The 21,582-nt window shown below is 73.4% G+C and carries 19 protein-coding genes; 13 read left to right on the top strand and 6 right to left on the bottom strand.

Annotation, left to right across the window (positions count from 1 at the left end; translation table 11 throughout):
• The first annotated feature begins 82 nt into the window (after nucleotides 1–82).
• From fmt to IE326_RS32190, 7 genes are all read left to right on the top strand, one after another.
• Nucleotides 83–1,015 (top strand): methionyl-tRNA formyltransferase, encoded by a 933-nt coding sequence (gene fmt / locus IE326_RS32160; RefSeq protein ID WP_150227240.1) that lies wholly within the window; start codon nucleotides 83–85, stop codon nucleotides 1,013–1,015.
• 83 nt (nucleotides 1,016–1,098) lie between these two features.
• Entirely contained in the window at nucleotides 1,099–2,511 is a 1,413-nt protein-coding gene (locus tag IE326_RS32165) for an RsmB/NOP family class I SAM-dependent RNA methyltransferase (RefSeq protein WP_150227239.1), read from the top strand.
• Nucleotides 2,512–2,607: 96 nt separating this feature from the next.
• The gene (rpe, locus tag IE326_RS32170) at nucleotides 2,608–3,291 is read left to right on the top strand and encodes a ribulose-phosphate 3-epimerase (protein WP_150227238.1); all 684 of its coding nucleotides are present in this window, start codon (nucleotides 2,608–2,610) and stop codon (nucleotides 3,289–3,291) included.
• A 121-nt stretch (nucleotides 3,292–3,412) separates the two neighbouring features.
• Complete coding sequence (locus tag IE326_RS32175) at nucleotides 3,413–4,471, top strand: sugar-binding transcriptional regulator (protein WP_150227237.1); 1,059 nt, start codon at nucleotides 3,413–3,415, stop codon at nucleotides 4,469–4,471.
• 105 nt (nucleotides 4,472–4,576) lie between these two features.
• Nucleotides 4,577–5,011 (top strand): guanyl-specific ribonuclease, encoded by a 435-nt coding sequence (locus IE326_RS32180; RefSeq protein ID WP_150227236.1) that lies wholly within the window; start codon nucleotides 4,577–4,579, stop codon nucleotides 5,009–5,011.
• A complete protein-coding gene (locus IE326_RS32185) occupies nucleotides 4,998–5,366 on the top strand; it encodes a barstar family protein (RefSeq protein ID WP_150227235.1) in 369 nt (122 codons plus the stop codon). Before IE326_RS32180 ends, IE326_RS32185 begins: the two co-directional genes overlap by 14 nt.
• A gap of 65 nt (nucleotides 5,367–5,431) precedes the next feature.
• Nucleotides 5,432–6,874: a GuaB1 family IMP dehydrogenase-related protein gene (locus IE326_RS32190; RefSeq protein ID WP_190044014.1), complete on the top strand. Its 1,443-nt coding sequence runs from the start codon at nucleotides 5,432–5,434 to the stop codon at nucleotides 6,872–6,874.
• A gap of 52 nt (nucleotides 6,875–6,926) precedes the next feature.
• On the opposite strand, the gene IE326_RS32195 is transcribed toward IE326_RS32190, so the two are convergent.
• Nucleotides 6,927–7,925, bottom strand: coding sequence for a GDSL-type esterase/lipase family protein (locus IE326_RS32195; protein ID WP_229915747.1), 999 nt, complete (start codon nucleotides 7,923–7,925; stop codon nucleotides 6,927–6,929).
• A 334-nt stretch (nucleotides 7,926–8,259) separates the two neighbouring features.
• Between IE326_RS32195 and IE326_RS32200 the strand changes: the two genes are divergently transcribed.
• Together IE326_RS32200 and IE326_RS32205 are read left to right on the top strand one after the other, a co-directional pair.
• A complete protein-coding gene (locus tag IE326_RS32200) occupies nucleotides 8,260–9,723 on the top strand; it encodes an amino acid permease (protein WP_150227232.1) in 1,464 nt (487 codons plus the stop codon).
• Between the two features lie 10 nt (nucleotides 9,724–9,733).
• The gene (locus IE326_RS32205; RefSeq protein ID WP_030745576.1) at nucleotides 9,734–10,189 is read left to right on the top strand and encodes an Lrp/AsnC family transcriptional regulator; all 456 of its coding nucleotides are present in this window, start codon (nucleotides 9,734–9,736) and stop codon (nucleotides 10,187–10,189) included.
• Nucleotides 10,190–10,193: 4 nt separating this feature from the next.
• Here IE326_RS32205 and IE326_RS32210 read toward each other — a convergent pair whose 3' ends face one another.
• Entirely contained in the window at nucleotides 10,194–10,754 is a 561-nt protein-coding gene (locus IE326_RS32210; RefSeq protein ID WP_190044016.1) for a Repetin, read from the bottom strand.
• Between the two features lie 285 nt (nucleotides 10,755–11,039).
• Between IE326_RS32210 and IE326_RS32215 the strand changes: the two genes are divergently transcribed.
• From IE326_RS32215 to IE326_RS32225, 3 genes are all read left to right on the top strand, one after another.
• Nucleotides 11,040–11,846: a carbon-nitrogen hydrolase family protein gene (locus IE326_RS32215; protein WP_150227230.1), complete on the top strand. Its 807-nt coding sequence runs from the start codon at nucleotides 11,040–11,042 to the stop codon at nucleotides 11,844–11,846.
• A 57-nt stretch (nucleotides 11,847–11,903) separates the two neighbouring features.
• Entirely contained in the window at nucleotides 11,904–13,604 is a 1,701-nt protein-coding gene (locus IE326_RS32220; RefSeq protein ID WP_150227229.1) for a flavin monoamine oxidase family protein, read from the top strand.
• A gap of 227 nt (nucleotides 13,605–13,831) precedes the next feature.
• On the top strand, nucleotides 13,832–14,113 hold the full coding sequence (locus IE326_RS32225; protein WP_150227228.1) for an alpha/beta fold hydrolase: 282 nt from the start codon (nucleotides 13,832–13,834) through the stop codon (nucleotides 14,111–14,113).
• A 17-nt stretch (nucleotides 14,114–14,130) separates the two neighbouring features.
• On the opposite strand, the gene IE326_RS32230 is transcribed toward IE326_RS32225, so the two are convergent.
• The 3 genes from IE326_RS32230 to IE326_RS32240 all read right to left on the bottom strand — a co-directional run bounded on the left by IE326_RS32230 (nucleotide 14,131) and on the right by IE326_RS32240 (nucleotide 17,698).
• A complete protein-coding gene (locus tag IE326_RS32230) occupies nucleotides 14,131–14,838 on the bottom strand; it encodes a DUF5995 family protein (RefSeq protein ID WP_190044017.1) in 708 nt (235 codons plus the stop codon).
• 140 nt (nucleotides 14,839–14,978) lie between these two features.
• Nucleotides 14,979–16,364: a uracil-xanthine permease family protein gene (locus IE326_RS32235; protein WP_150227226.1), complete on the bottom strand. Its 1,386-nt coding sequence runs from the start codon at nucleotides 16,362–16,364 to the stop codon at nucleotides 14,979–14,981.
• Nucleotides 16,365–16,480: 116 nt separating this feature from the next.
• Complete coding sequence (locus tag IE326_RS32240) at nucleotides 16,481–17,698, bottom strand: MFS transporter (RefSeq protein ID WP_150227225.1); 1,218 nt, start codon at nucleotides 17,696–17,698, stop codon at nucleotides 16,481–16,483.
• A gap of 128 nt (nucleotides 17,699–17,826) precedes the next feature.
• Here IE326_RS32240 and IE326_RS32245 point away from each other — a divergent pair, with 128 nt between their 5' ends.
• Nucleotides 17,827–18,951, top strand: coding sequence for an ROK family protein (locus tag IE326_RS32245; RefSeq protein WP_190044018.1), 1,125 nt, complete (start codon nucleotides 17,827–17,829; stop codon nucleotides 18,949–18,951).
• 214 nt (nucleotides 18,952–19,165) lie between these two features.
• On the opposite strand, the gene IE326_RS32250 is transcribed toward IE326_RS32245, so the two are convergent.
• Nucleotides 19,166–21,535 carry a chitinase C-terminal domain-containing protein gene (locus tag IE326_RS32250; RefSeq protein ID WP_190044019.1) on the bottom strand — a complete coding sequence of 790 codons (2,370 nt, stop codon included), beginning with the start codon at nucleotides 21,533–21,535 and terminating at the stop codon, nucleotides 19,166–19,168.
• Nucleotides 21,536–21,582: the final 47 nt, after the last annotated feature.

Raw genomic sequence — 21,582 nt, forward strand, 5'->3', positions numbered from 1 at the left:
GTCGCGCACGCCCCCTCCGCCACTCCGGCCTAGACTGGTGCGTCGCCCGCAACGCCCCCGTACAGACAGGCAGTCTCCCTTCATGAAGCTGGTCTTCGCAGGCACCCCCGAGGTCGCCGTCCCCGCGCTGGACGCCCTGCTCGCCTCCGGCCGTCACGAGGTGGCAGCCGTGGTCACCCGGCCGGACGCGCCCGCGGGCCGCGGCCGGCGGCTGGTCGCCAGCCCGGTGGCCCAGCGGGCCGAGGAGGAGGGCATCGAGATCCTGCGGCCCGTCCACCCGCGCGACGAGGACTTCCTCGCCCGGCTGCGCGAGATCGCCCCGGACTGCTGCCCCGTCGTCGCCTACGGGGCGCTGCTGCCGCAGAAGGCCCTCGACGTCCCGGCCCGCGGCTGGGTCAACCTGCACTTCTCGCTCCTTCCCGCGTGGCGCGGCGCGGCGCCGGTGCAGCACGCGGTGATGGCGGGCGACGAGGTGACCGGCGCCTCCACCTTCCAGATCGAGAAGGGACTGGACTCCGGTCCGGTCTACGGCGTGGTCACCGAGGAGGTCCGTCCCACCGACACCAGCGGCGACCTGCTCACCCGGCTCGCCTTCGCGGGCGCGGGGCTGCTCGTGGCGACCATGGACGGCATCGAGGACGGCTCGCTCAAGGCCGTCCCGCAGCCCGCCGAGGGCGTCAGCCTGGCCCCGAAGATCGAGGTCGAGGACGCCCACGTCGACTTCGCCGCGCCCGCCCTGCGCGTGGACCGCGTGGTCCGCGGCTGCACCCCGGCCCCCGGCGCCTGGACCCTCTTCCGCGGCGAGCGCCTCAAGCTCGTCCAGCTCGCCCCGGTCCCGGACCGCACCGACCTCGCCCCGGGCGAGCTGGCGGTCGGCAAGAACAACGTCTTCGCGGGCACCGGCTCCCACGCCGTCGAGCTCCTGTGGGTCCAGCCCCAGGGCAAGAAGCCCATGAAGGCCGCCGACTGGGCGCGCGGCGTCCGCATCGCGGCGGGGGAGCGGCTGGGGGCGTGACCGGCGGCCCGCGGGCGCGGGGTGCTCCGCCGCCGACGTAGGCTGGGGAGGTTCGACCCCTCATTTCGTCACGCGGAGCACCTTTGAGCGAGCAGGCACGTCGCCGTCCCCCCAAGCCCCACCGCCGGCCCAAGAAGGATCCCGTGCGGATGCTCGCCTTCGAGGTGCTGCGGGCCGTCGACGAGCGGGACGCGTACGCCAACCTGGTGCTGCCGCCGCTGCTGCGCAAGGCGCGGGAGAAGGAGGGCTTCGAGGCGCGGGACGCGGCGCTCGCGACGGAGCTGGTGTACGGGACGCTGCGGCGCCAGGGGACGTACGACGCGATCATCGCGGCCTGCGTCGACCGGCCGCTGCGCGAGGTCGACCCGCCGGTGCTCGACGTGCTGTCGCTCGGCGCGCACCAGCTGCTGGGGACCCGGATCCCGCCGCACGCCGCGGTCTCCGCCACCGTCGAGCTGGCCCGCGCGGTGCTGGGCGAGGGCCGCGCCAAGTTCGTCAACGCCGTGCTGCGGAAGATCACGCGGCAGGACCTCGACGCCTGGCTGGCCGAGGTCGCCCCGCCGTACGAGAAGGACGCCGAGGACCACCTCGCCGTCATGCACTCCCACCCCCGCTGGGTGGTCTCCGCGCTCTGGGACGCGCTGGGCGGCGGCCGGGCCGGCATCGAGGCGCTCCTGGCGGCCGACAACGAGCGGCCCGAGGTCACCCTCGTCGCCCGGCCCGGCCGGGCCACGGTGGCGGAGCTGGCGGACGCCGCGGAGACCGAGCCGGGGCGCTGGTCCCCGTACGCCCTGCGGCTCAGCGAGGGCGGCGAGCCCGGCGCGATCGAGGCGGTGCGGGACGGGCGGGCCGGCGTCCAGGACGAGGGCAGCCAGCTGGTCGCGATCGCCCTGGCGAACGCGCCGCTGGAGGGCCCCGACACCCGCTGGCTCGACGGCTGCGCCGGTCCCGGCGGCAAGGCCGCCCTGCTGGGCGCGCTGGCCGCCGAGCGCGGCGCCGCCCTGCTCGCCTCGGAGAAGCAGCCGCACCGCGCCCGGCTCGTCGAGCGCGCGCTGGCCGGCAACCCCGGCCCGTACCAGGTCATCGCCGCCGACGGCACCCGTCCGCCGTGGCGCGAGGGCTCCTTCGACCGGGTCCTGGTCGACGTGCCCTGCTCCGGCCTCGGCGCCCTGCGCCGCCGCCCGGAGGCCCGCTGGCGCCGCCGGCCCGAGGACCTCGACGGCTTCGGCCCGCTCCAGCGCGGCCTGCTCACCGAGGCGCTGAAGGCGGTCCGGGTCGGCGGGATCGTCGGTTACGCGACCTGCTCGCCGCACCTCGCCGAGACCCGGGTCGTCGTGGACGACGTCCTGAAGCGGCTGGGCGGCGCGGAGCTGGTCGACGCCCGGCCGTTCTTCCCCGGCGTCGACCACCTCGGGGACGGTCCGGACGTCCAGCTGTGGCCGCATCTGCACGGTACGGACGCCATGTACCTGGCGCTCGTCCGCCGGACGGCCTGACGCTTTCCGCTGGTCTGTACCAGTACGTCCGGCACCGGGACGATCCCGGGCCGGTTCGCGGCAAAGAAGTCCCCAAGAACGTGGCAGGCTTGGCACATGGCGCAGATCAATCCCAGCATCCTCTCAGCGGACTTCGCCCGCCTCGCGGACGAGGCCGAGGCCGTCGGCGGCGCCGACTGGCTGCACGTCGACGTCATGGACAACCACTTCGTGCCCAACCTGACGCTGGGCGTGCCGATCGTCGAGTCGCTCAGCCGGGCGACCGACACCCCCCTCGACTGCCACCTGATGATCGAGGACCCGGACCGCTGGGCCCCGCAGTACGTGGAGGCCGGGGCGGGCTCGGTCACCTTCCACGTCGAGGCGGCCGCGGCGCCGGTCCGGCTCGCCCGGGAGATCCGCGCCAAGGGCGCGCGGGCCTCCATGGCGCTCAAGCCGGCCACCCCCGTCGAGCCCTTCGAGGACCTGCTCCCCGAGCTCGACATGCTGCTCATCATGACCGTGGAGCCCGGCTTCGGCGGCCAGGCCTTCCTCGACATCATGCTGCCCAAGATCCGCCGCACCCGTGAGCTGATCTCCAAGCACGGCCTGGACCTGTGGCTCCAGGTCGACGGCGGCGTCTCCGAGGCCACCATCGAGCGCTGCGCCGAGGCCGGCGCCGACGTCTTCGTGGCCGGCTCCGCGGTCTACGGGGCGGCCGATCCGGCCGCCGCGGTGGCCGCGCTGCGGGCCAGGGCCGACGCGGCGACGGCCGGGGCCGCCTGGGCATGTGGCCACTGAGCCTCCGGCCGGTGAACGCGGTCCGACGGGCCGCCGACAGGACTGATCAAGGCTCGTTGTTTCTGACAGGATGAACAACGGGTCCGGAGTGTGAACGCACACGGGCCGTGGACAGCGGTGCGTGAACAGCAGTGAGGAGAGCGCGGTGGCGGGAATGTCGGCGGGACGGTCAGCCCTGCGGATGGGCCCCGCGGAGCTGGTGCAGGCGGCGGCGATGGCCCGCCGCTTCTACCTGGAGGGGAAGTCCAAGATCCAGATCGCCGAGGAGTTCGGCGTCAGCCGCTTCAAGGTGGCCCGGGTCCTGGAGACCGCTCTGGAACGGGATCTCGTGCGCATCGAGATCCGGGTACCGGCCGAGCTGGACGCCGAACGCTCCGACGCGCTGCGCGCCCGCTACGGGCTCCGCCACGCCGTCGTGGTCGAGTCCCCGGCGGAGGACGACGAGTCGCCCGATCCGGAGAACCTCGGCGAGGTCGCGGCCGACCTGCTCGGCGAGCTGGTCAACGAGGGCGACGTCCTCGGCCTGGCCTGGGGCCGCTCCACCATCCACATGGCGGCCGCCCTCGACCGGCTGCCGCCGTGCACGGTCGTCCAGCTCACCGGCGTGTACGACGCCGGGACCGCCGAGCGCGGCTCGGTCGAGGCGGTCCGGCGCGCCGCCCAGGTCTCCGGCGGCGAGGCCCACCCCATCTACGCGCCCATGCTGCTGCCCGACCCGGCCACCGCCGCGGCGCTGCGCAGCCAGACCGGCATCGCGCGGGCCTTCGAGTACTTCGACAAGGTCACCGTCGCCTGCGTCTCCATCGGCTCCTGGGAGCCGGGCATCTCCACCGTCCACGACATGCTGTCCGAGGAGGAGCGCGCCCACTACGCCTCCCTGGGCGTGGCCGCCGAGATGTCCGCGCACCTGTTCGACGCCGAGGGCCGCCGGGTCGGCCGCGACCTGGGCGAGCGGTGCATCACCGTCGAGGCGGACCGGCTGCGCCGGATCCCCGAGGTCGTCGCCATCGCGGGCGGCCAGCGCAAGGCGGCGGCGATCGGCGCGGTGCTCCGCTCCGGCCTCGTCACCAGCCTGGTCACCGACCGCTCGGCGGCCGACTACCTGCTCACCGCGTCCAGCCCGGGCCCGCGCCCGGCCCTGGAGCGCGCCGACCCGGACACCACCGCCGGCGGCCGCTGACCGCACGACCACCCGGAGGGCACCGGCCGCACCCGCGGCCGGTGCCCTCCGGCCGTCCGGGCGCGTCCCCGGGCGGACCCGGACGGCCGGTGACAGCATCGGGGCATGACCGCTCGCTGCCTCCGGCTGGGGCTCGCCGTCCTGGCCGGACTGTCCCTGCTCCTCACCGGCTGCTCCGCGGGCACGGCCACGCCGACCGCCACCGCGGCCCCGTCCCGTACCGCCTCCGCCACCGCCCCGCGGGCCTCCTCGCTCCCCGTCGTCCGGGAGGCGGAGCTGCCGCCCGAGGCCCGGACGACCCTCGCCCGCATCCGGGCCGGCGGGCCCTTCCCGTACGCCAAGGACGGCACCGTCTTCTCGAACTTCGAGCGGATCCTGCCGCCGAGGAAGCGCGGCTACTACCACGAGTACACCGTCCGCACCCCCGGCGAGCGCGACCGGGGGGCCCGCCGGATCGTCACCGGCGGGGAGGGGGAGCGGTACTACACCGACGACCACTACGAGAGCTTCCGGGAGGTGGTCGCCGATGAGGCTCGATGACGCCGTCGTCCTCGACCTGCACGGGGTCACCGACAAGACCGCCTTCATGAACCGCTGCGTGCGGGCCCTGCCGCTCCCCGTCTGGTTCGGGCGGAACTGGGACGCCCTCGCCGACTGCCTCGCGGATCTGCGCGCGCCCATGGCGATCGTGGTGACCGGCTGGCACGCTTATGCCGAGGCCGCTCCGGACGACTGGGGCACCGCGCAGGAGGTCTTCTCCGCGGCGTCCCGGGCCAGCCGGAACGGGCTCGCGGTCCTCCTCGCGCTCGGCGGTTGGGAGGATCGTACGAACGCTCCCGCGCCAGGCTCGGACGATCCGCCCGGGGCGTCCGGCGCGCCCGGCGTGGGAGAATGAACTACGTGCTTTTTCCCCTGGCTGAAATGCCTAGGGGCCGATCCGAACGACTGGGATGTCAGCACGTGCGTTTCCTCAATGACGTCAAGCCGCCGTACGACCTCACGTACGACGATGTGTTCATGGTGCCGAGCCGATCGGCCGTCGGCTCCCGCCAGGCCGTGGACCTCTCCGCGCCGGACGGCACCGGCACGACGATCCCGCTGGTCGTCGCCAACATGACCGCGATCGCCGGCCGCCGCATGGCCGAGACGGTCGCCCGCCGGGGCGGCCTCGTCGTCATCCCCCAGGACATCCCGATCGAGGTCGTCACCGAGGTCATCTCCTGGGTGAAGGGCCGCCACCTGGTCCTCGACACCCCGATCGTGCTGGAGCCGCACCAGACGGTCGCCGACGCCCTCGCCCTCCTCCCCAAGCGGGCGCACGAGGCCGGCGTCGTCGTCGACGAGCACCGCCGCCCCGTCGGCGTCGTCACCGACGCCGACCTCACCGGCGTCGACCGCTTCACCCAGCTCTCCGAGGTCATGTCCAAGGACCTCCTGCTGCTCGACGCGGACATCGACCCCCGCGAGGCATTCAACGTCCTCGACGGCGCCAACCGCCGCTACGCCCCCGCCGTGGACGCCGACGGCAAGCTGGCCGGCATCCTCACCCGCAAGGGCGCCCTGCGCGCCACCCTGTACACCCCGGCCGTCGACGAGTCCGGCCGGCTGCGGATCGCCGCCGCCGTCGGCATCAACGGCGATGTGGCGGGCAAGGCCAAGCAGCTGCTCGACGCGGGCGTCGACACGCTCGTCATCGACACCGCCCACGGCCACCAGGAGTCGATGATCTCCGCGATCAGGACCGTCCGGGCGCTCGACCCGCGGGTCCCGATCGTCGCGGGCAACATCGTCGCCGCCGAGGGCGTCAAGGACCTCATCGAGGCCGGCGCCGACATCATCAAGGTCGGCGTGGGCCCCGGCGCCATGTGCACCACCCGCATGATGACCGGCGTCGGCCGGCCGCAGTTCTCCGCCGTCCTGGAGTGCGCCGCCGAGGCGAAGAAGTACGGCAAGCACGTCTGGGCCGACGGCGGCGTCCGGCACCCGCGCGACGTCGCCATGGCGCTCGCCGCCGGCGCGTCCAACGTGATGATCGGCTCCTGGTTCGCCGGCACGTACGAGTCCCCGGGCGACCTCCAGACGGACGCCCAGGGCCGCGCGTACAAGGAGTCCTTCGGCATGGCCTCCGCCCGCGCCGTGAAGAACCGCACCTCCGACGAGTCCTCCTACGACCGGGCCCGCAAGGCGCTGTTCGAGGAGGGCATCTCCACCTCGCGGATGTTCCTCGACCCGCAGCGTCCGGGCGTCGAGGACCTGATCGACTCGATCATCGCGGGCGTCCGCTCCTCCTGCACCTACGCGGGCGCGAGCACCCTGGCCGAGTTCGAGGAGAAGGCCGTCGTCGGCATCCAGTCCGCCGCGGGCTACGCCGAGGGCAAGCCGCTGCACGCCAGCTGGAGCTGATCGCCCTCCTCCGGGCCGAGGCCCCCCGGGATTCCTCTCCCGGGGGGCCTCGTCACGCCCGGAGCGCCCCGCGCCAGGGCCGCAGCGCCCCCGCCACCGCCTCGGCGATCCGGGCGTGCCCCCGGTCGTCGGGGTGCAGGCCGTCCGCCAGGTCCTCCGGGCCCAGGAGCTCCCCTCCGGGCAGCAGAACCAGCCGGGCGTCCCCGGCCGCCGCCAGGTCCCGTACGGCCTCCTCCATGGCCGTGCGCAGCTCCGCGAGGGTGGCGCCCAGGGCGTTGCGGGTGTGCTCGGCGGCCGGGCGCAGCACGGGGGAGAGCAGCAGCAGCGGGACGGCAGGGTGGCCGCGCCGGACGAGCCCGACGAAGGCCCGGGTGGTCTCGTACAGCCACGGCGCCGAAGCGGGCACGGACGCCCAGCAGTTGGTGCCGAACGCCAGGGTGACCAGCTCGCCCGGCAGCCGGGCCAGGTGCTCGGCGAGGGGGAGCTCGCCGCGCGCCCCGCCCGCGTAGCCGAGGTTCACCGGGTCCAGGTCCAGCGCGCGGCCGGCCACGGCGGGCCAGGCGTGCGCGGGGCGGGTGGACCACCAGCCCTCGGTGATCGAGTCGCCGTGCACCAGCCAGCGGGGCCGCGCGGGCGCGGGCGCCAGGGCCCCGCCGACGCCCCGCAGCCCGCACACCACGGGCGCCTGGGCCTCCGGCAGGTGGACGGTGAACTCGCCGCCGTCCGGCGGGAGTCGGAGTCGTACGGTGGTCTCCTCGGCCGGCTCCGCGAAGACCTCCGCGAGGCACCGGCCGCCCCGCCACAGCGCGAACGCGTGCCGCAGCTCCCGCAGCGCGTCGCCGGCCGCCGGAACGGCCGCGCGGTAGCGCAGCTCCACCGCCGAGGTGCCCGGCTCCGCCCGGAACTCCACCCGCACCCCGATCGGCAGCGCGGCCCGCGCCGCCACGTCCCAGGGCAGGCGCCCCAGGTCGTCCGGGTCGGCCCGGACCGGCCGGCCGCCGTCCCGCCAGGCCGTGCCGCGCAGAAAGGGTTCGGGCTCCAGCCAGCTCACGCGCCACCTCCGGTCGGCCGGGTGCAGGGTGGTCCACGGGGACCGAGGAGTCAAGGCCCGCGCCCCCCACCCGTCCTGTACCCGGATGTGTCGATTCATGCAGGGGCGCGCAATGTTTCCCCGTCCGGGCCGGAAGCGCGCAATGATCATCCGCCACTGCGCAACAACACTGCATTACAACTGTGAAGTCGTGGCCTTAGGCTCATCCCTCGTACCAGGAGTGGCGGGGACCGCCTGCTCGGCGGACTTCCTGCCCCCGTGGGCGTGCCTCGGCACGCCCGCACGTCCGCCGCGGGCCCCGCCGACCGACAGGCAGCGATAAGGAGCCTCCGCAGTGCTGGACCACGGCGCAGCCCCACCGGTCGAGGACACGACCGCCCGCAAGACCACCGTCCTGACCGCCCTCACCCGCCGCAAGCCGGTGGAACGCCTGGTCGCGGAGGGTGGACAGGGCGAGGGCGGCACTCTCCGCCGCTCGCTCTCCATGTGGCAGCTGACCATGATCAGCATCGGCGCCACCCTCGGCACCGGCATCTTCGTCGTCCTCGGCGACGCCGTCCCCAAGGCCGGCCCGGCCGTCACCCTGGCCTTCGTGATCGCCGGCCTCACGGCGCTCTTCTCGGCCCTCTCGTACGCCGAGCTGGCCGGCTCCATCCCGGTGGCCGGCTCCTCCTACTCGTACGCGTACGCAACGATGGGCGAACTCGTCGCCTGGGTCTGCGGCTGGTGCCTGGTCCTGGAGTACGGCGTCTCGGTCGCCGCCGTGGCCGTCGGCTGGGGCGAGTACCTCAACGAGCTGCTCGACGGCACGATCGGCGTCACCATCCCCGCGCTGCTCTCCTCGGCCCCCGGCGAGGGCGGCGTGATCAACCTGCCCGGTCTGATCGTCGTGCTCCTCGCGATGGTGTTCCTGCTCGGCGGCGCCCGCGAGTCCGCCCTGGTCAACACGATCATGGTCTTCGTGAAGATCGCCGCCCTGGTGCTCTTCTGCGCCATCGGCTTCGTCGGCTTCAAGTCCGGCAACTACGCGGACTTCATGCCGCTCGGCATGGCGGGCGTCAGCGCCGCCGGCGCCAGCCTCTTCTTCTCGTACATCGGCTTCGACGCCGCCTCCACCGCCGGCGAGGAGGCCAAGGACCCCAAGCGCGACCTGCCCCGCGCGATCATGCTCTCCCTGCTGATCGTCACGGTGCTGTACGTCCTCGTCGCGGCCGTCGCCGTCGGCGCCTGGAACTGGAAGGAGTTCGAGGGCTCCGAGGCCACCCTGGCGGCGATCATGAACGACGTCAGCGGCCAGACCTTCTGGGGCACCCTGCTCGCCCTCGGCGCCGTCATCTCCATCGCCAGCGTCGTCCTGACCGTGCTCTACGGCCAGACCCGCGTGCTCTTCGCGATGTCCCGCGACGGCCTGGTGCCGCGCGTCTTCTCCAAGGTCAGCGGCAAGACCGGCACCCCGCGCGTGAACACGGTCATCGTCTCGCTGTTCTGCGCCGCCCTCGCCTCGGTCATCCCGCTCGGCAAGCTCGTCGACGCCACCAGCATCGGCACCCTCTTCGCCTTCGCGCTGGTCAACATCGCCGTCATCGTGCTCCGCTGCACCCGCCCCGACATGCCCCGCACCTTCAAGGTGGCGCTCGGGCCGGTCTTCCCGGTGCTCGGCTTCGGCTTCTGCGTCTACAACATGTTCAGCCTGGACACCGTGACCTGGGTGGTCTTCGGTTGCTGGATGGCGGCCGGGCTCGTGTTCTACTTCCTGTACGGCATGCGCCGCTCCCGACTGGCATCCGAACAGAAGTGATCCACCCGTAGTGCGACTCAACGACCTCGACGAACGCATCGTCCACGCCCTCGCGGAGGACGCCCGCCGCAGCTACGCCGACATCGGCACGCTCGTCGGTCTCTCCGCCCCCGCCGTGAAGCGGCGCGTGGACCGGCTCCGGGCCGAGGGCGCCATCACCGGCTTCACCGTCCGGGTGGACCCGGCGGCCCTCGGCTGGGAGACGGAGGGCTTCGTCGAGATCTTCTGCCGCCACAACACCTCGCCGGACGACATCCGGCGGGGCCTGGAGCGGTACCCCGAGGTGGTGTCCGCGTCGACCGTCACCGGTGACGCGGACGCCGTCGTCCAGGTCTTCGCCTCCGACATGCGCCACTTCGAGCGCGTCCTGGAGCGGATCGCGGGCGAGCCCTTCGTGGAGCGCACCAAGTCCGTCCTGGTGCTCTCCCCGCTGCTGCGGCGCTTCTCCTCGGGCTCGCCCGCCTGACGCGCTACCGGGCCGCGTCCTCGTAGACCCACGGCAGCACCCGGAAGTCCCCGCCGCCCCGCCGGGTCCGCTCGAACGGGGCGGCCGCGTTGCACGGCGGCACCTCGTCCTCCAGCGGCGAGGAGGCCAACCAGCTGTAGCCCAGCCGGTCGCGCTTCCCGTCGTCGAACACCGACACCCCCACCCGCTTCCTCTCCAGCCCCGGCAGGTTCGTCTCCGTGACGATCCCGGTGACGGTGGCCGACGGGCCGCCGGTGGCGAGGCAGTCGACCTCCACCACGGCGGTGTAGGTCTCGTCCCCCACGGTGTGGGCGTACCGGAAGGTCCCGGTCGCGGCGAGCGGATCCCGGCGGTCCGCCCAGGCCAGGTGCGCGTCGAAGGAGAAGTGCACCGACTGCCGGGTGGCCGGGTCGCGGTCCAGCCACGCCGCCCCGGTCAGCGCCGCCGCCTCGCGCGGCGCGCCGCCCCGGTCCTCCCCGGGGGCGGAGGCGGTCGCGGCCCCCGCCGCCCCCGCGGTGAGCAGCAGGGCGACGGCGACGGCGGCGATCTTCGTACGACGGTTCATGGCGGTCCTTCCGGCAGGTCGATCGGACGCGTCCCACTCTTCCGCCCGGGCTCCGGCGGGTCGTCGCGCCGGCGGACGATCCGGCGGTACGCCGCGGGTCGCGGAGCGCGTACGCCTCCGGTCCCACCCGCGCGCAACGAATCGCCGCTCAGGTCGCACATCGCGCAACGGTTCGACGGTCGGTCCGCAACGGTCCCGTCTTGTCCGGACCGAGCCCGGAACCGTACCGTTTTGGACGTCTCCCGCAGACACCCCTCCCTCCCCTCCGCCCCCACGAGGACCAGCATGCCCACGGTGCGCACCGCCCTGCTCCAGAGCTCCGGACGGCTCGGCGACGTGCCCGCCAACCTGCGGATCCTCGATGAGGCCGCGGCCCGCGCGGCGGCCGCCGGGGCGGACGTGCTGCTCGCCCCCGAGCTCTTCCTCACCGGGTACGCCATCGGCGCCGACCTCGCGCGCCTGGCCGAGCCCGCCGACGGCCCCTCCGCCCGCGCGGTCGGGGAGATCGCCGCCCGCCACGGCCTGGCGATCGCCTACGGCTACCCGGAGCGGGACACCGAGCGGCACGGCGTGCTCTACAACGCCGCCCAGCTCCTCGGCGCCGACGGCGCCCCGCTCGCGCACTACCGCAAGACGCACCTCTTCGGCGACTTCGAGCTGAAGTGGTTCACCCCCGGCGACGAGCCCCTCGTCCAGGCCCGCCTCGGCGGCCTCACCGTCGGGCTGATGATCTGCTACGACGTCGAGTTCCCCGAGAACGTCCGCGCGCAGGCGCTGGCCGGCACGGACCTCCTCCTCGTGCCGACCGCCCTCATGCACCCCGCCGAGATCGTGCCGCTGTCCGTGGTCCCGGTGCGCGCCTTCGAGAGCCAGATGTACATCGCGTACGCCAACCGCGCCGGCGCCGAGGGCGACTTCGAGTTCGTCGGCCTCTCCGTGCTCGCCGGCCCCGACGGCACCGCCCGGGCCCGCGCTGGCCGGGGCGAGGACCTGGTCCTCGGCGACGTCGACCCCGGCGCCCTGGCGGCCTCCCGCGCGGAGAACCCGTACCTCCGCGACCGCAGGCCGGGCCTGTACGGCTCTCTCGTCTGAGCCCCGCCCCGCCCCCTCAACTTCCCGCCCCACCCCCGTGCAAGGAGTCCGTACCCCATGACGTCCACCGTGCCCAACGCCGTCGAGCACGCCGACGAGCAGCAGCCGCCGATCACCATGTTCGGCCCGGACTTCCCGTACGCCTACGACGACTTCCTGGCGCACCCGGCCGGCCTCGGCCAGATCCCCGCCACCGAGCACGGCGCCGAGGTCGCGGTCGTCGGCGGCGGCCTGTCCGGCATCATCGCCGCGTACGAGCTGATGAAGATGGGCCTCAAGCCCGTCGTCTACGAGGCCGACCAGATAGGCGGCCGGCTGCGCACGGTGGGCTTCGAGGGCCCGGAGACCGAGGGGCTGACGGCGGAGATGGGCGCGATGCGCTTCCCGCCCTCCTCCACCGCCCTCCAGCACTACATCGACCTGGTCGGCCTGGAGACCACGCCGTTCCCGAACCCGCTGGCCGAGGCCACCCCCTCGACCGTCGTCGACCTCAAGGGCGAGTCGCACTACGCCGAGACCGTCGACGACCTGCCGCAGGTCTACCGCGACGTCGCCGCCGCGTGGAACAAGTGCCTGGACGAGGGCGCCGACTTCTCCGACATGAACCGCGCCATGCGCGAGCGCGACGTCCCGCGCATCCGCGAGATCTGGGCGAAGCTCGTCGAGAAGCTCGACAACCAGACCTTCTACGGCTTCCTCTGCGAGTCCGAGGCCTTCAAGTCCTTCCGGCACCGCGAGATCTTCGGCCAGGTCGGCTTCGGCACCGGCGGCTGGGACACCGACTTCCCCAACTCCATCCTGGAGATCCTCCGGGTCGTCTACACCGAGGCCGACGATCACCACCGCGGCATCGTCGGCGGCTCGCAGCAGCTGCCGCTGCGCCTGTGGGAGCGGGAGCCCGAGAAGATCGTCCACTGGGCGCAGGGCACCTCGCTGGCCTCGCTGCACGAGGGCGGGCAGCCCAAGCCGGCCGTGACCCGGCTGAACCGCACGGCGGGCAACCGGATCACCGTCACCGACGCCTCCGGCGACATCCGCACCTACCAGGCGGCGATCTTCACCGCCCAGTCCTGGATGCTGCTGTCCAAGATCGCCTGCGACGACTCGCTCTTCCCGATCGACCACTGGACGGCGATCGAGCGCACCCACTACATGGAGTCGTCCAAGCTCTTCGTCCCCGTCGACCGGCCGTTCTGGCTGGACAAGGACGAGGAGACCGGGCGTGACGTCATGTCGATGACGCTGACCGACCGGATGACCCGCGGCACGTACCTCCTGGACGACGGCCCGGACAAGCCGGCCGTCATCTGCCTCTCGTACACGTGGTGCGACGACAGCCTGAAGTGGCTGCCGCTCTCCGCGAACGAGCGGATGGAGGTCATGCTGAAGTCGCTCGGCGAGATCTACCCGAAGGTCGACATCCGGAAGCACATCATCGGCAACCCGGTGACGGTCTCCTGGGAGAACGAGCCCTACTTCATGGGTGCCTTCAAGGCCAACCTGCCGGGCCACTACCGCTACCAGCGGCGCCTGTTCACCCACTTCATGCAGGACCGCCTGCCCGAGGACAAGCGCGGCATCTTCCTCGCCGGCGACGACATCTCGTGGACGGCCGGCTGGGCCGAGGGCGCGGTGCAGACGGCGCTCAACGCGGTGTGGGGCGTCATGCACCACTTCGGCGGCGCGACCGACGGCACCAACCCGGGCCCGGGCGACGTCTACGACGAGATCGCCCCGGTCGAGCTGCCGGAGGACTGAGCCCTTCCGCGCGTGAGCCGCCCTCCGGCGGGGGATCCGACCCCGGCGGGGGGCGGTTCACACGGGCGTGCGGCGCACCGGGCGGCCGCGGTGCGACGAGGCGGGGCGGGAACGGCGGGGCGTGCTGCGCGGGCCGATCAGCACCACCGGGATCACGGTCCGGGACATCCTCTGCCCCCGAGGACCGCACGGGCTTCGCCGGCCCCGGGGCCGCCGACGGACGCACCGTGGTCCTCACCCGGGCCGGGGGCCGCCTCCGCCGGATCGCGGGCGAGGAGTTCTTCGTCGGCCCCGGCGGCGGCCACCTCACCCGGCCCGGCGACGAACTGCGGGTCGCCCACCCGATCGGCCCCGGCGACCGGGACCTGTCGACGCCGCTGCGCTGGGCACGCGACCTCGCCGCCGCGACCCCGCGGGCCGAACTCGTCGTCCTCCCCGGGGCGGACCACTCCACCCAGAGCCGCAGCGAGGGCGGGGCCCGCGCGGCCGAGGAGTTCCTGCTGCGCTGACGCCCCGGCGGGCGGCCCTACGGGCGGGCGAGCGGGGTCAGCAGCATCCGTCCCACCAGGCCCACCGAGCGGTCGAGCCGCTCGGTGAACTCGCCCGCGAGTCCGGGCAGCGCCCGCAGCTGCCACAGCGAGCGGGCGGCCAGCCAGGCCCCGTCGCGGGCCCGGTCCAGGCTCCAGCAGCCGAGCAGGTGCGTCAGCGGGTCCGCGATCTCCAGGAGGTCCGGGCCCGGCAGCAGTTCCTCGCGGATCCGCTCCTCCAGGAGGACGAGGACGTCGCCGACCCGGTCGAACTCGTCCTCCAGGTCGGCGGGCGCGCACTCCAGGGTGCGGCAGGTGTCGACCACGGCGAGCGCCAGGTCGTGCCCGATGTGCGCGTTGATCCCGGCGAGCGCGAACTGGAGCGGGGTGACGCCGGGGTGGCGGCGGTAGTGGAAGAGGGGCCGCCAGCAGGCGGGACCCGGGCGGCCCGCTCCGTGGGCGTCGACGGCGGCGAGGTACCGCTCCGCGAAGCGCACGTCCAGGGTGGCCGCCGCCCGCCGGTCCCCGAAGGCGCCCGCCGCGAGGGCGTGACCGATCTCCTCGGTGACCGTGAGGTACACCCGGTTGAAGACGGCGACCCCGTCGGCCGGGTGCCAGGCCGCCCGCAGCGACCGCATCCGGTCCACCACGGGGTCGACCGCCACGAACTGCCCGATCCGATCGTCCGTCCACTGGGTCTGCGCCATGGGGGCAGACTTCCAGCCGCCGGGCCCGGGAGGGAGCTCCCCGGGCCCGGCTTCGCCGGAACGGGCGAATACCTCGGTTCTTCGCCGTGTCGCCGGAGCCGTTCTCGTAGGGCTCCTTCCCCCTGCGGTTCCTTCCCGTCCTACTCCTTCTCGTACGAGCTGGTGCCGGAGTCCAGCAGCGGCTCCTGCTCCGTGGGGGCGGCCTTCAGGTGCGCCGGGGCGAAGGCGCGCAGCACGTGGTAGCCGGTGATGACGACGATGGTGCCGAGCGCGATGCCGCCGAGCTCGAAGGTGTCGGTGAAGGTCAGCTTCACGCCGCCGACGCCGATGATGATGCCGGCGGCGGCCGGGACCAGGTTGAGCGGGTTGCGCAGGTCGACCTTGGCGTTGATCCAGATCTGGGCGCCGAGCAGGCCGATCATGCCGTAGAGGATGACGGTGATGCCGCCGAGGACGCCGCCGGGGATGGCGGCGACGACCGCGCCGAACTTGGGGCAGAGGCCGAAGAGCAGCGCGAAGCCGGCGGCGGCCCAGTAGGCGGCCGTGGAGTAGACGCGGGTGGCGGCCATGACGCCGATGTTCTCGGAGTACGTGGTGTTCGGCGGGCCGCCCAGGGCGGTGGAGAGCATGGACGCGGCGCCGTCGGCGGCGATCGCGGTGCCGAGCTTGTCGTCGAGGTTGTCGCCGGTCATCTCGCCGACCGCCTTGACGTGGCCGGCGTTCTCGGCGATCAGCGCGATGACGACGGGGAGCGCGACGAGGATCGCGGACCACTCGAAGCTCGGGCCGTGGAAGGAGGGCAGGCCGATCCAGTCGGCCTTGCCCACGCCGGAGAGGTCGAGCCGCCAGTGGTCGGCGACCTGGCCGCTCGGCGCCATCGAGTGGATCTTGCCGAAGACCAGGTCGAAGACCCAGGAGATCGCGTAGCCGAAGACCAGGCCGAGGAAGATCGCGATCCGGGACCAGAAGCCGCGCAGGCAGACCACGGCCAGACCGGTGAAGAGCATCACCAGGAGGGCCGTCCACTGGTCCTGCGGCCAGTACGTGGAGGCCGTCACCGGCGCCAGGTTGAAGCCGATCAGCATGACGACGGCGCCGGTCACCACGGGCGGCATCGCCGCGTGGATGATCCGCGCGCCGAACCTCCGCACCGCGAGTCCGGCGAGGAAGAGCACCGCGCCGACGACGAGGACGGCGCCGGTGACGGTGGCGCTGCTGCCGCCGGAGGCCCGGATCGCGGCGGCCACGCCGACGAAGGAGAGCGAGCAGCCGAGGTACGAGGGGACCGTGCCGCGGGTCGCGAGCAGGAAGATGACCGTGGCGACGCCCGACATCATGATCGCGAGGTTGGGGTCGAGCCCCATCAGCACCGGGGCGACGAAGCTCGCCCCGAACATGGCCACCACGTGCTGTGCGCCGAGTCCGGCCGTACGGGGCCAGGAGAGCCGCTCGTCGGGGCGGACGACGGCCCCGGGGGCGGGCGTTCTCCCGTCCCCGTGCAGGGTCCAGCGCACGCCGAGGTTCATGAGGTCGCTCCCGTTCTCCGGTTCCGGCGGCCAGGAAGCGGCCGCAAAAGATCAGCCATATGGTATGCGCCGGAACCGGCCGGGGGAGGGGGGCGGAAGGCCCCCGCGCGAAGGGGTCAGCCGACCGGGCCCGGGCTCTTCGCCGCGTCCGTTCCGGCGGGGGCCGTCGCCGCGCGCGGCGCGGTCCGCAGCACGCCCGCTCCCAGGATCAGGCCGAAGGCGAGCACGGTGACCAGGCCGAAGGAGAAGACCAGCGAGGTCGCGTCGGCGATGCCGCCGATCGCGGAGGGCGCGATCAGACCGGAGGTGTACGTGATGGTGGCGACGCCCGCGATGGCCTGGCTCGGGTTCGGGCCGCTGCGCGCGGCGGCGGCGAAGGCCAGCGGGACGACGACCGCCACCCCGAGGCCGATCAGCCCGAATCCGGCCATCGCCACGGCGGCGTGCGGGGCGAGGACGACCAGCACCCCGCCGAGGGTGGCGGCCGCGCCCCCGACCCGTACCGTGCGGACCGCGCCGAAGCGGTCCACGACCCGGTCGCCGATCAGCCGGGCCACGGCCATGGTGAGCGCGAAGGCGGTGGTGGAGGCGGCGGCGAGACCGGCCGAACCGCCCAGTTCGTCGCGCAGGTAGACGGCCGACCAGTCGAGGCTGGCGCCCTCGGCGAAGACCGCGCAGAACCCGATCGCGCCGATGACCAGGGCGGACTTCGGCGGCAGCGCGAAGCGCGGCGGGGCTTCCTCCTCCTCGGCGGGGGCCGGGTCCAGCACGCCCTGGCAGCAGGCGAGGCCGAGGACGGTGAGGACGAGCGCGGCGACCAGGTGGTGGATCCGGGCGTCCCCGCCGAGGTGGGCGGCGACGGTGCCGGCCGCCGAGCCGATCAGGGCGCCCACGCTCCACATGCCGTGCAGGCTCGACATGATCGAGCGGCCGAGCCGGTTCTCGGTCTCGACGCCGAGCGCGTTCATCGCCACGTCGGACATGCCGGCCGTGGCGCCGTACACGAAGAGCGCCGCGCACAGGCCCCAGATGTTCGGCGCGAGCGAGGGCAGGGTGAGCGAGAGCGTCCACAGCGCGAGCAGGCCGCGCAGCGCGGTGCGGGCGCCGAAGCGGTGGCTGATCCGGCCGGCCAGCGGCATCGCGAGCGAGGCGCCGAGGGCGGGGAAGGCGAGGGCGAGGCCCAGCTGGCCCGCGCTCACGCCCGCGTGCTCCTGGATCCAGGGGATCCGGGTGGCGAAGCTGCCGGTCACGGCGCCGTGGACGCAGAAGACGGCGGCGACGGCGAAGCGGGCCCGCCGGAGCCGTTCGGAGCTGAGGACGGTCTCCGCCGCCATGGGTCCTCCCCGGGATTCTGAGACTGTGTTCTGCATCGGAATGACGGCCCGTAAACTATCAGGAACCCTGCCTGATAAATAGTGGTCCGGAGAGAAGACGGCGGGGAGACGTCTGAGAGGATCACCGCATGGCCGCATCCCCGAGCACCGCCCGGGCCCTCAACGACCGGCTCGCCCTGCGTCTGCTCCTGGACCGGGGCCCGTTGACGGCAGCCCAGCTCAAGACCCTCACCGGGCTCTCCCGGCCCACCGTCGCCGACCTCGTCGAGCGGCTCAGCGGCTCCGGGCTCGTGCACGTCGTCGGCGAGGCCGGCGCCGAGCGCCGCGGACCCAACGCCAAGCTGTACGGACTCGTCGCCGACCGCGCCCACCTCGCCGCGCTCGACGTCCGCACCCGCTCCGTCACGGTCGCCGTCACCGACCTGCTCGGCACCCCGCTGGCCCGGGCCTCCCTCCCCGTCGACGGGGACACCGGCACCGGCCCCGCCGTGGACGCGGCCGTCGCCCTCCTGGAGCGCACCGCCGCCGACGCGGGCGTCGAGCGGCTGCACTCCGTGGCGGTCGGCGCCCCCGGCCTCATCGACCCGGCCACCGGCGAGCTCCGCGACTCCACCGGCCTGCCCGCCTGGCACCGCCGGCTCGCGAGCGTCCTCCAGGAACGGCTCCCGGCCCACGTGCTGCTGGAGAACGAGACCAACCTCGCGGCCGTCGCCGAGCTGCGCGAGGGCGCGGCCCGGGGCCGCGAGGACTTCGTCCTGCTCTGGCTCGGCCAGGGCGTGGGCGCCGCCGTCGTCCTCGGCGGGCGGCTGCGCCGGGGGGCCTCCGGCGGCGCCGGAGAGATCGGCTTCCTGCCCGTGCCCGGCACCTCCGGACTGCCCTCGGCCACCGGCTGCGAGGGCGGCTTCCACGAGCTGGCCTGCCTCGCCGCCGTCGAGGCCCTCGCCGCCGTACACGGCCTCGACCCGGCAGGCGCCCTCGCCTCCGGACACGGCCCCTTCCTCGACGCCCTCGCCCGCCGGCTCGCGGTCGGCGCGGCGGCCGTCGCCGCCGTCCTGGACCCGGGCTGCGTGGTCCTCGCCGGCGAGACCGGCCACCAGGGCGGCCCGGAGCTCGCCGCCCGCGTCGAGGCCGAGCTGGCGGCGCTCTCCCCGCTGCGCACCGAGGTCCGCGCCACCACCCTGGGCGACGCGGCCGTGCTGCGCGGCGCGCTGCTGCGGGCCCGCGACGACGCCCAGGACGCGCTCTTCCCGTGAGCGGGGCCGGGCGTCGCCCGGGACGCGCTCTTCCCTTGACCCGGTCTTCCCGCAGGGCGTCCGGCCCCGGGAGCAAGGGCGTCCGGCCCCGGGAAACGCGACCGCGCCGCGCCCCGGACAGGGGGGCACGGCGCGGAGCGGGAGCCCGGCGGCGGCCAAGGGCCGTGAGACCGCCGCCGGGAGTTCTTTCAGGGGTGGTGCGTCGGGCGCCGCGTCAGCAGGCGCCGAGGTCCTTCCAGACCCCCCACTCGCCGGTCGTGCCCGGCTCCTGGTTCTGGGTCCACCACTGGGCCTTCCACTTGCGGCCCTTGTGGGAGACCTCGTTGCCCGCGTTGTAGATCGTGCCGGCCACGTACGCCGGGGCGGTGCAGCCGGTGGGCGGCGTCGTCGGCGGGGTGGTCGGGGGAGTCGTCGGCGGGGTCGTCGGCGGCGTGGTGGGCGGGGTGGTCGGCGGGGTGGTGCCCGTGCCGGGCTCCACGACCGTCGTGCCGCGCGCCAGGTCGCCGGCGAGGGCGTACGAGGTGCCGTTGATGTTCACCGTCCAGTTGGAGGGGGTGGACACCGGCAGGTAGTAGTTGAACGCCAGGTCGATCGTGGCGCCCGGGGCGAGGGACTGCCAGGCCGGGAGCTTCAGGGAGACCCGGTGGAAGTCGCCCTTCAGGCCGCCCACGTTGGAGCCCGTGTGGTCGCTGCTGATGACCTTGGTGCCGAAGCCGGACTGGTCGGAGGCGTTGGCCGGGGCCGAGGTGCCGTAGTCGAACTGGAACTCCGTGCCGCCGGGCAGCGTGGTGTTCGTCCGGTTGGTGATCTTCACCTTGGGGGTGATCGGGTAGTTCGAGTCGCCCAGCTTGAACTCGGTGAAGGCGGTCTCGATGTTCACGGCCTGCGTCGGGAGCGCCTTGTTGGACTTCTTGGCGCCGTACGGGGTCGCGGCCTTGAACTTGTCGTACATCAGCGAGGTGAGCGTGGAGCCCATCTCGTACTGGCCCTTGGCGGCGTTCCAGGCGTAGTCGCCGGCCATCTCCCAGACCATGGTGCCGCCGATGCCGCGGTCGACCACGTAGTCGGCCTTGGCGGCCACGGACTGCTCGTCCTCGGTGGAGAGGAAGACCTTCTTCTCGGCGTTCCACAGCCACGGCGCGACCAGGGTCGAGTCGTACTTGCGGGCGTAGGTGCCGGTCAGGGTGGTGTTCGCGGGGAAGCCGTACTGGGTGACGTAGTCGCCGACGATCCCCTTCTCCAGGTTCTTGGCGTGCCACATCGGGTTGGAGCCGGCGGGCGACTCCTTGCCCGCGGTGTCCTTGTCGTGCCACAGGTTGTCGATGCCGACGGCGCCGTCACCGCACTTGGTCAGACCGGCGCCGGCCGGGCAGGTGGCCGCGCTGGCCTTGCCCCAGAGGCCGTCGGTGCCGCCCTGCACGTTCTTGTGGCCGCGGGTGTAGTACGGCAGGCCGATGTTGATGCGGCCGGCCGGCATGGAGCCGCGGAAGTAGTGGTAGGCCCAGTCGGTGTTGAGGTAGCCGAGGGAGCCGTACTGCGAGGAGCCGTAGACGTTGGCCGCGGCGAGCTCGCCGTCCTTGCCGTCGTCGAAGAGCGAGGCGTTCGGGCCGACGTACTCGTTCCAGGCGCCGTGCAGGTCGTACGACATGATGTTGACGTAGTCCAGGTACTTCTGCATCTGGAACGTCTCCATGCCGCGCAGCAGGTAGCCGGAGGACGGGGCGGCGACGGTCAGCAGGTAGTGCTTGCCGTCGGCGGCGCCGGCCGTGTCCAGCTTCTCGCGCAGGGACTTCATGAGGGCCGCGTAGCCCTGGACCAGGCCCGCGCGGCGCGCGTTGGCGAGGCTCCAGTCGAGCGGGTTGCCCGCGTCCTTCATGGTGGTCGGGTACTCGTAGTCGATGTCGACGCCGTTGAACCCGTACTTGCGGATGAAGTCGACCGCCGAGGTGGCGAAGGTGTCGATGCCGGCCTGGTTGACCGAGCCGTCGGCGTTGGTGGCCATCGAGTAGAAGCCGCCGGAGTTCACCCGGTCGCCGTTGTCGGCGAAGTAGCCGCCGGTCTCCGCCCAGCCGCCGACCGAGATCAGCGTCTTGACGTCCGGGTACTGCTTCTTGAACTTGTTCAGCAGGTTGAAGTGGCCCTTGTAGGGGAGGGCCGGGTCCATCTCGGCGCCGGCCACGCCGGGCCAGGTCATGCCGGTGGCGGCGTTGTTCGGGCCGTCCGTGCCGACCGAGAGCTTGTTGTCGCTGCCGACGTGCCCGAAGGCGTAGTTGATGTGGGTGATCTTGTTCCACGGGATGTTGTTGGCGAGGTAGGCGGGCTCGCCGTTCTTGCCGGTGCGCCAGCCCGTGAAGTAGCCGATGACGCGGCGCTGGTGGTCGGCGCCCATCTTCTCGCGGCCCTCGGCGTCGTAGACCGAGCAGTAGGGGACGTCGACGCCGGGCGTCTTGTACAGGCCGTCGGGGCGACAGGACTCGTTGTCGGCCGCGTACGAGACGCCGCCGGCGAGCGAGCTGAGCAGCAGACCGGTGACGGCGACACCGGAAGCGAGCAGCGACGCTCTCTTGGTCGTGGGGGACAGCACGATCTGGTCCTCCTCGGGGAGGTGGGAAAACACGCAACGAACAAGGG

This window comes from Streptomyces filamentosus, from assembly GCF_014654895.1.
Taxonomy (GTDB): Bacteria; Actinomycetota; Actinomycetes; order Streptomycetales; family Streptomycetaceae; genus Streptomyces; species Streptomyces filamentosus.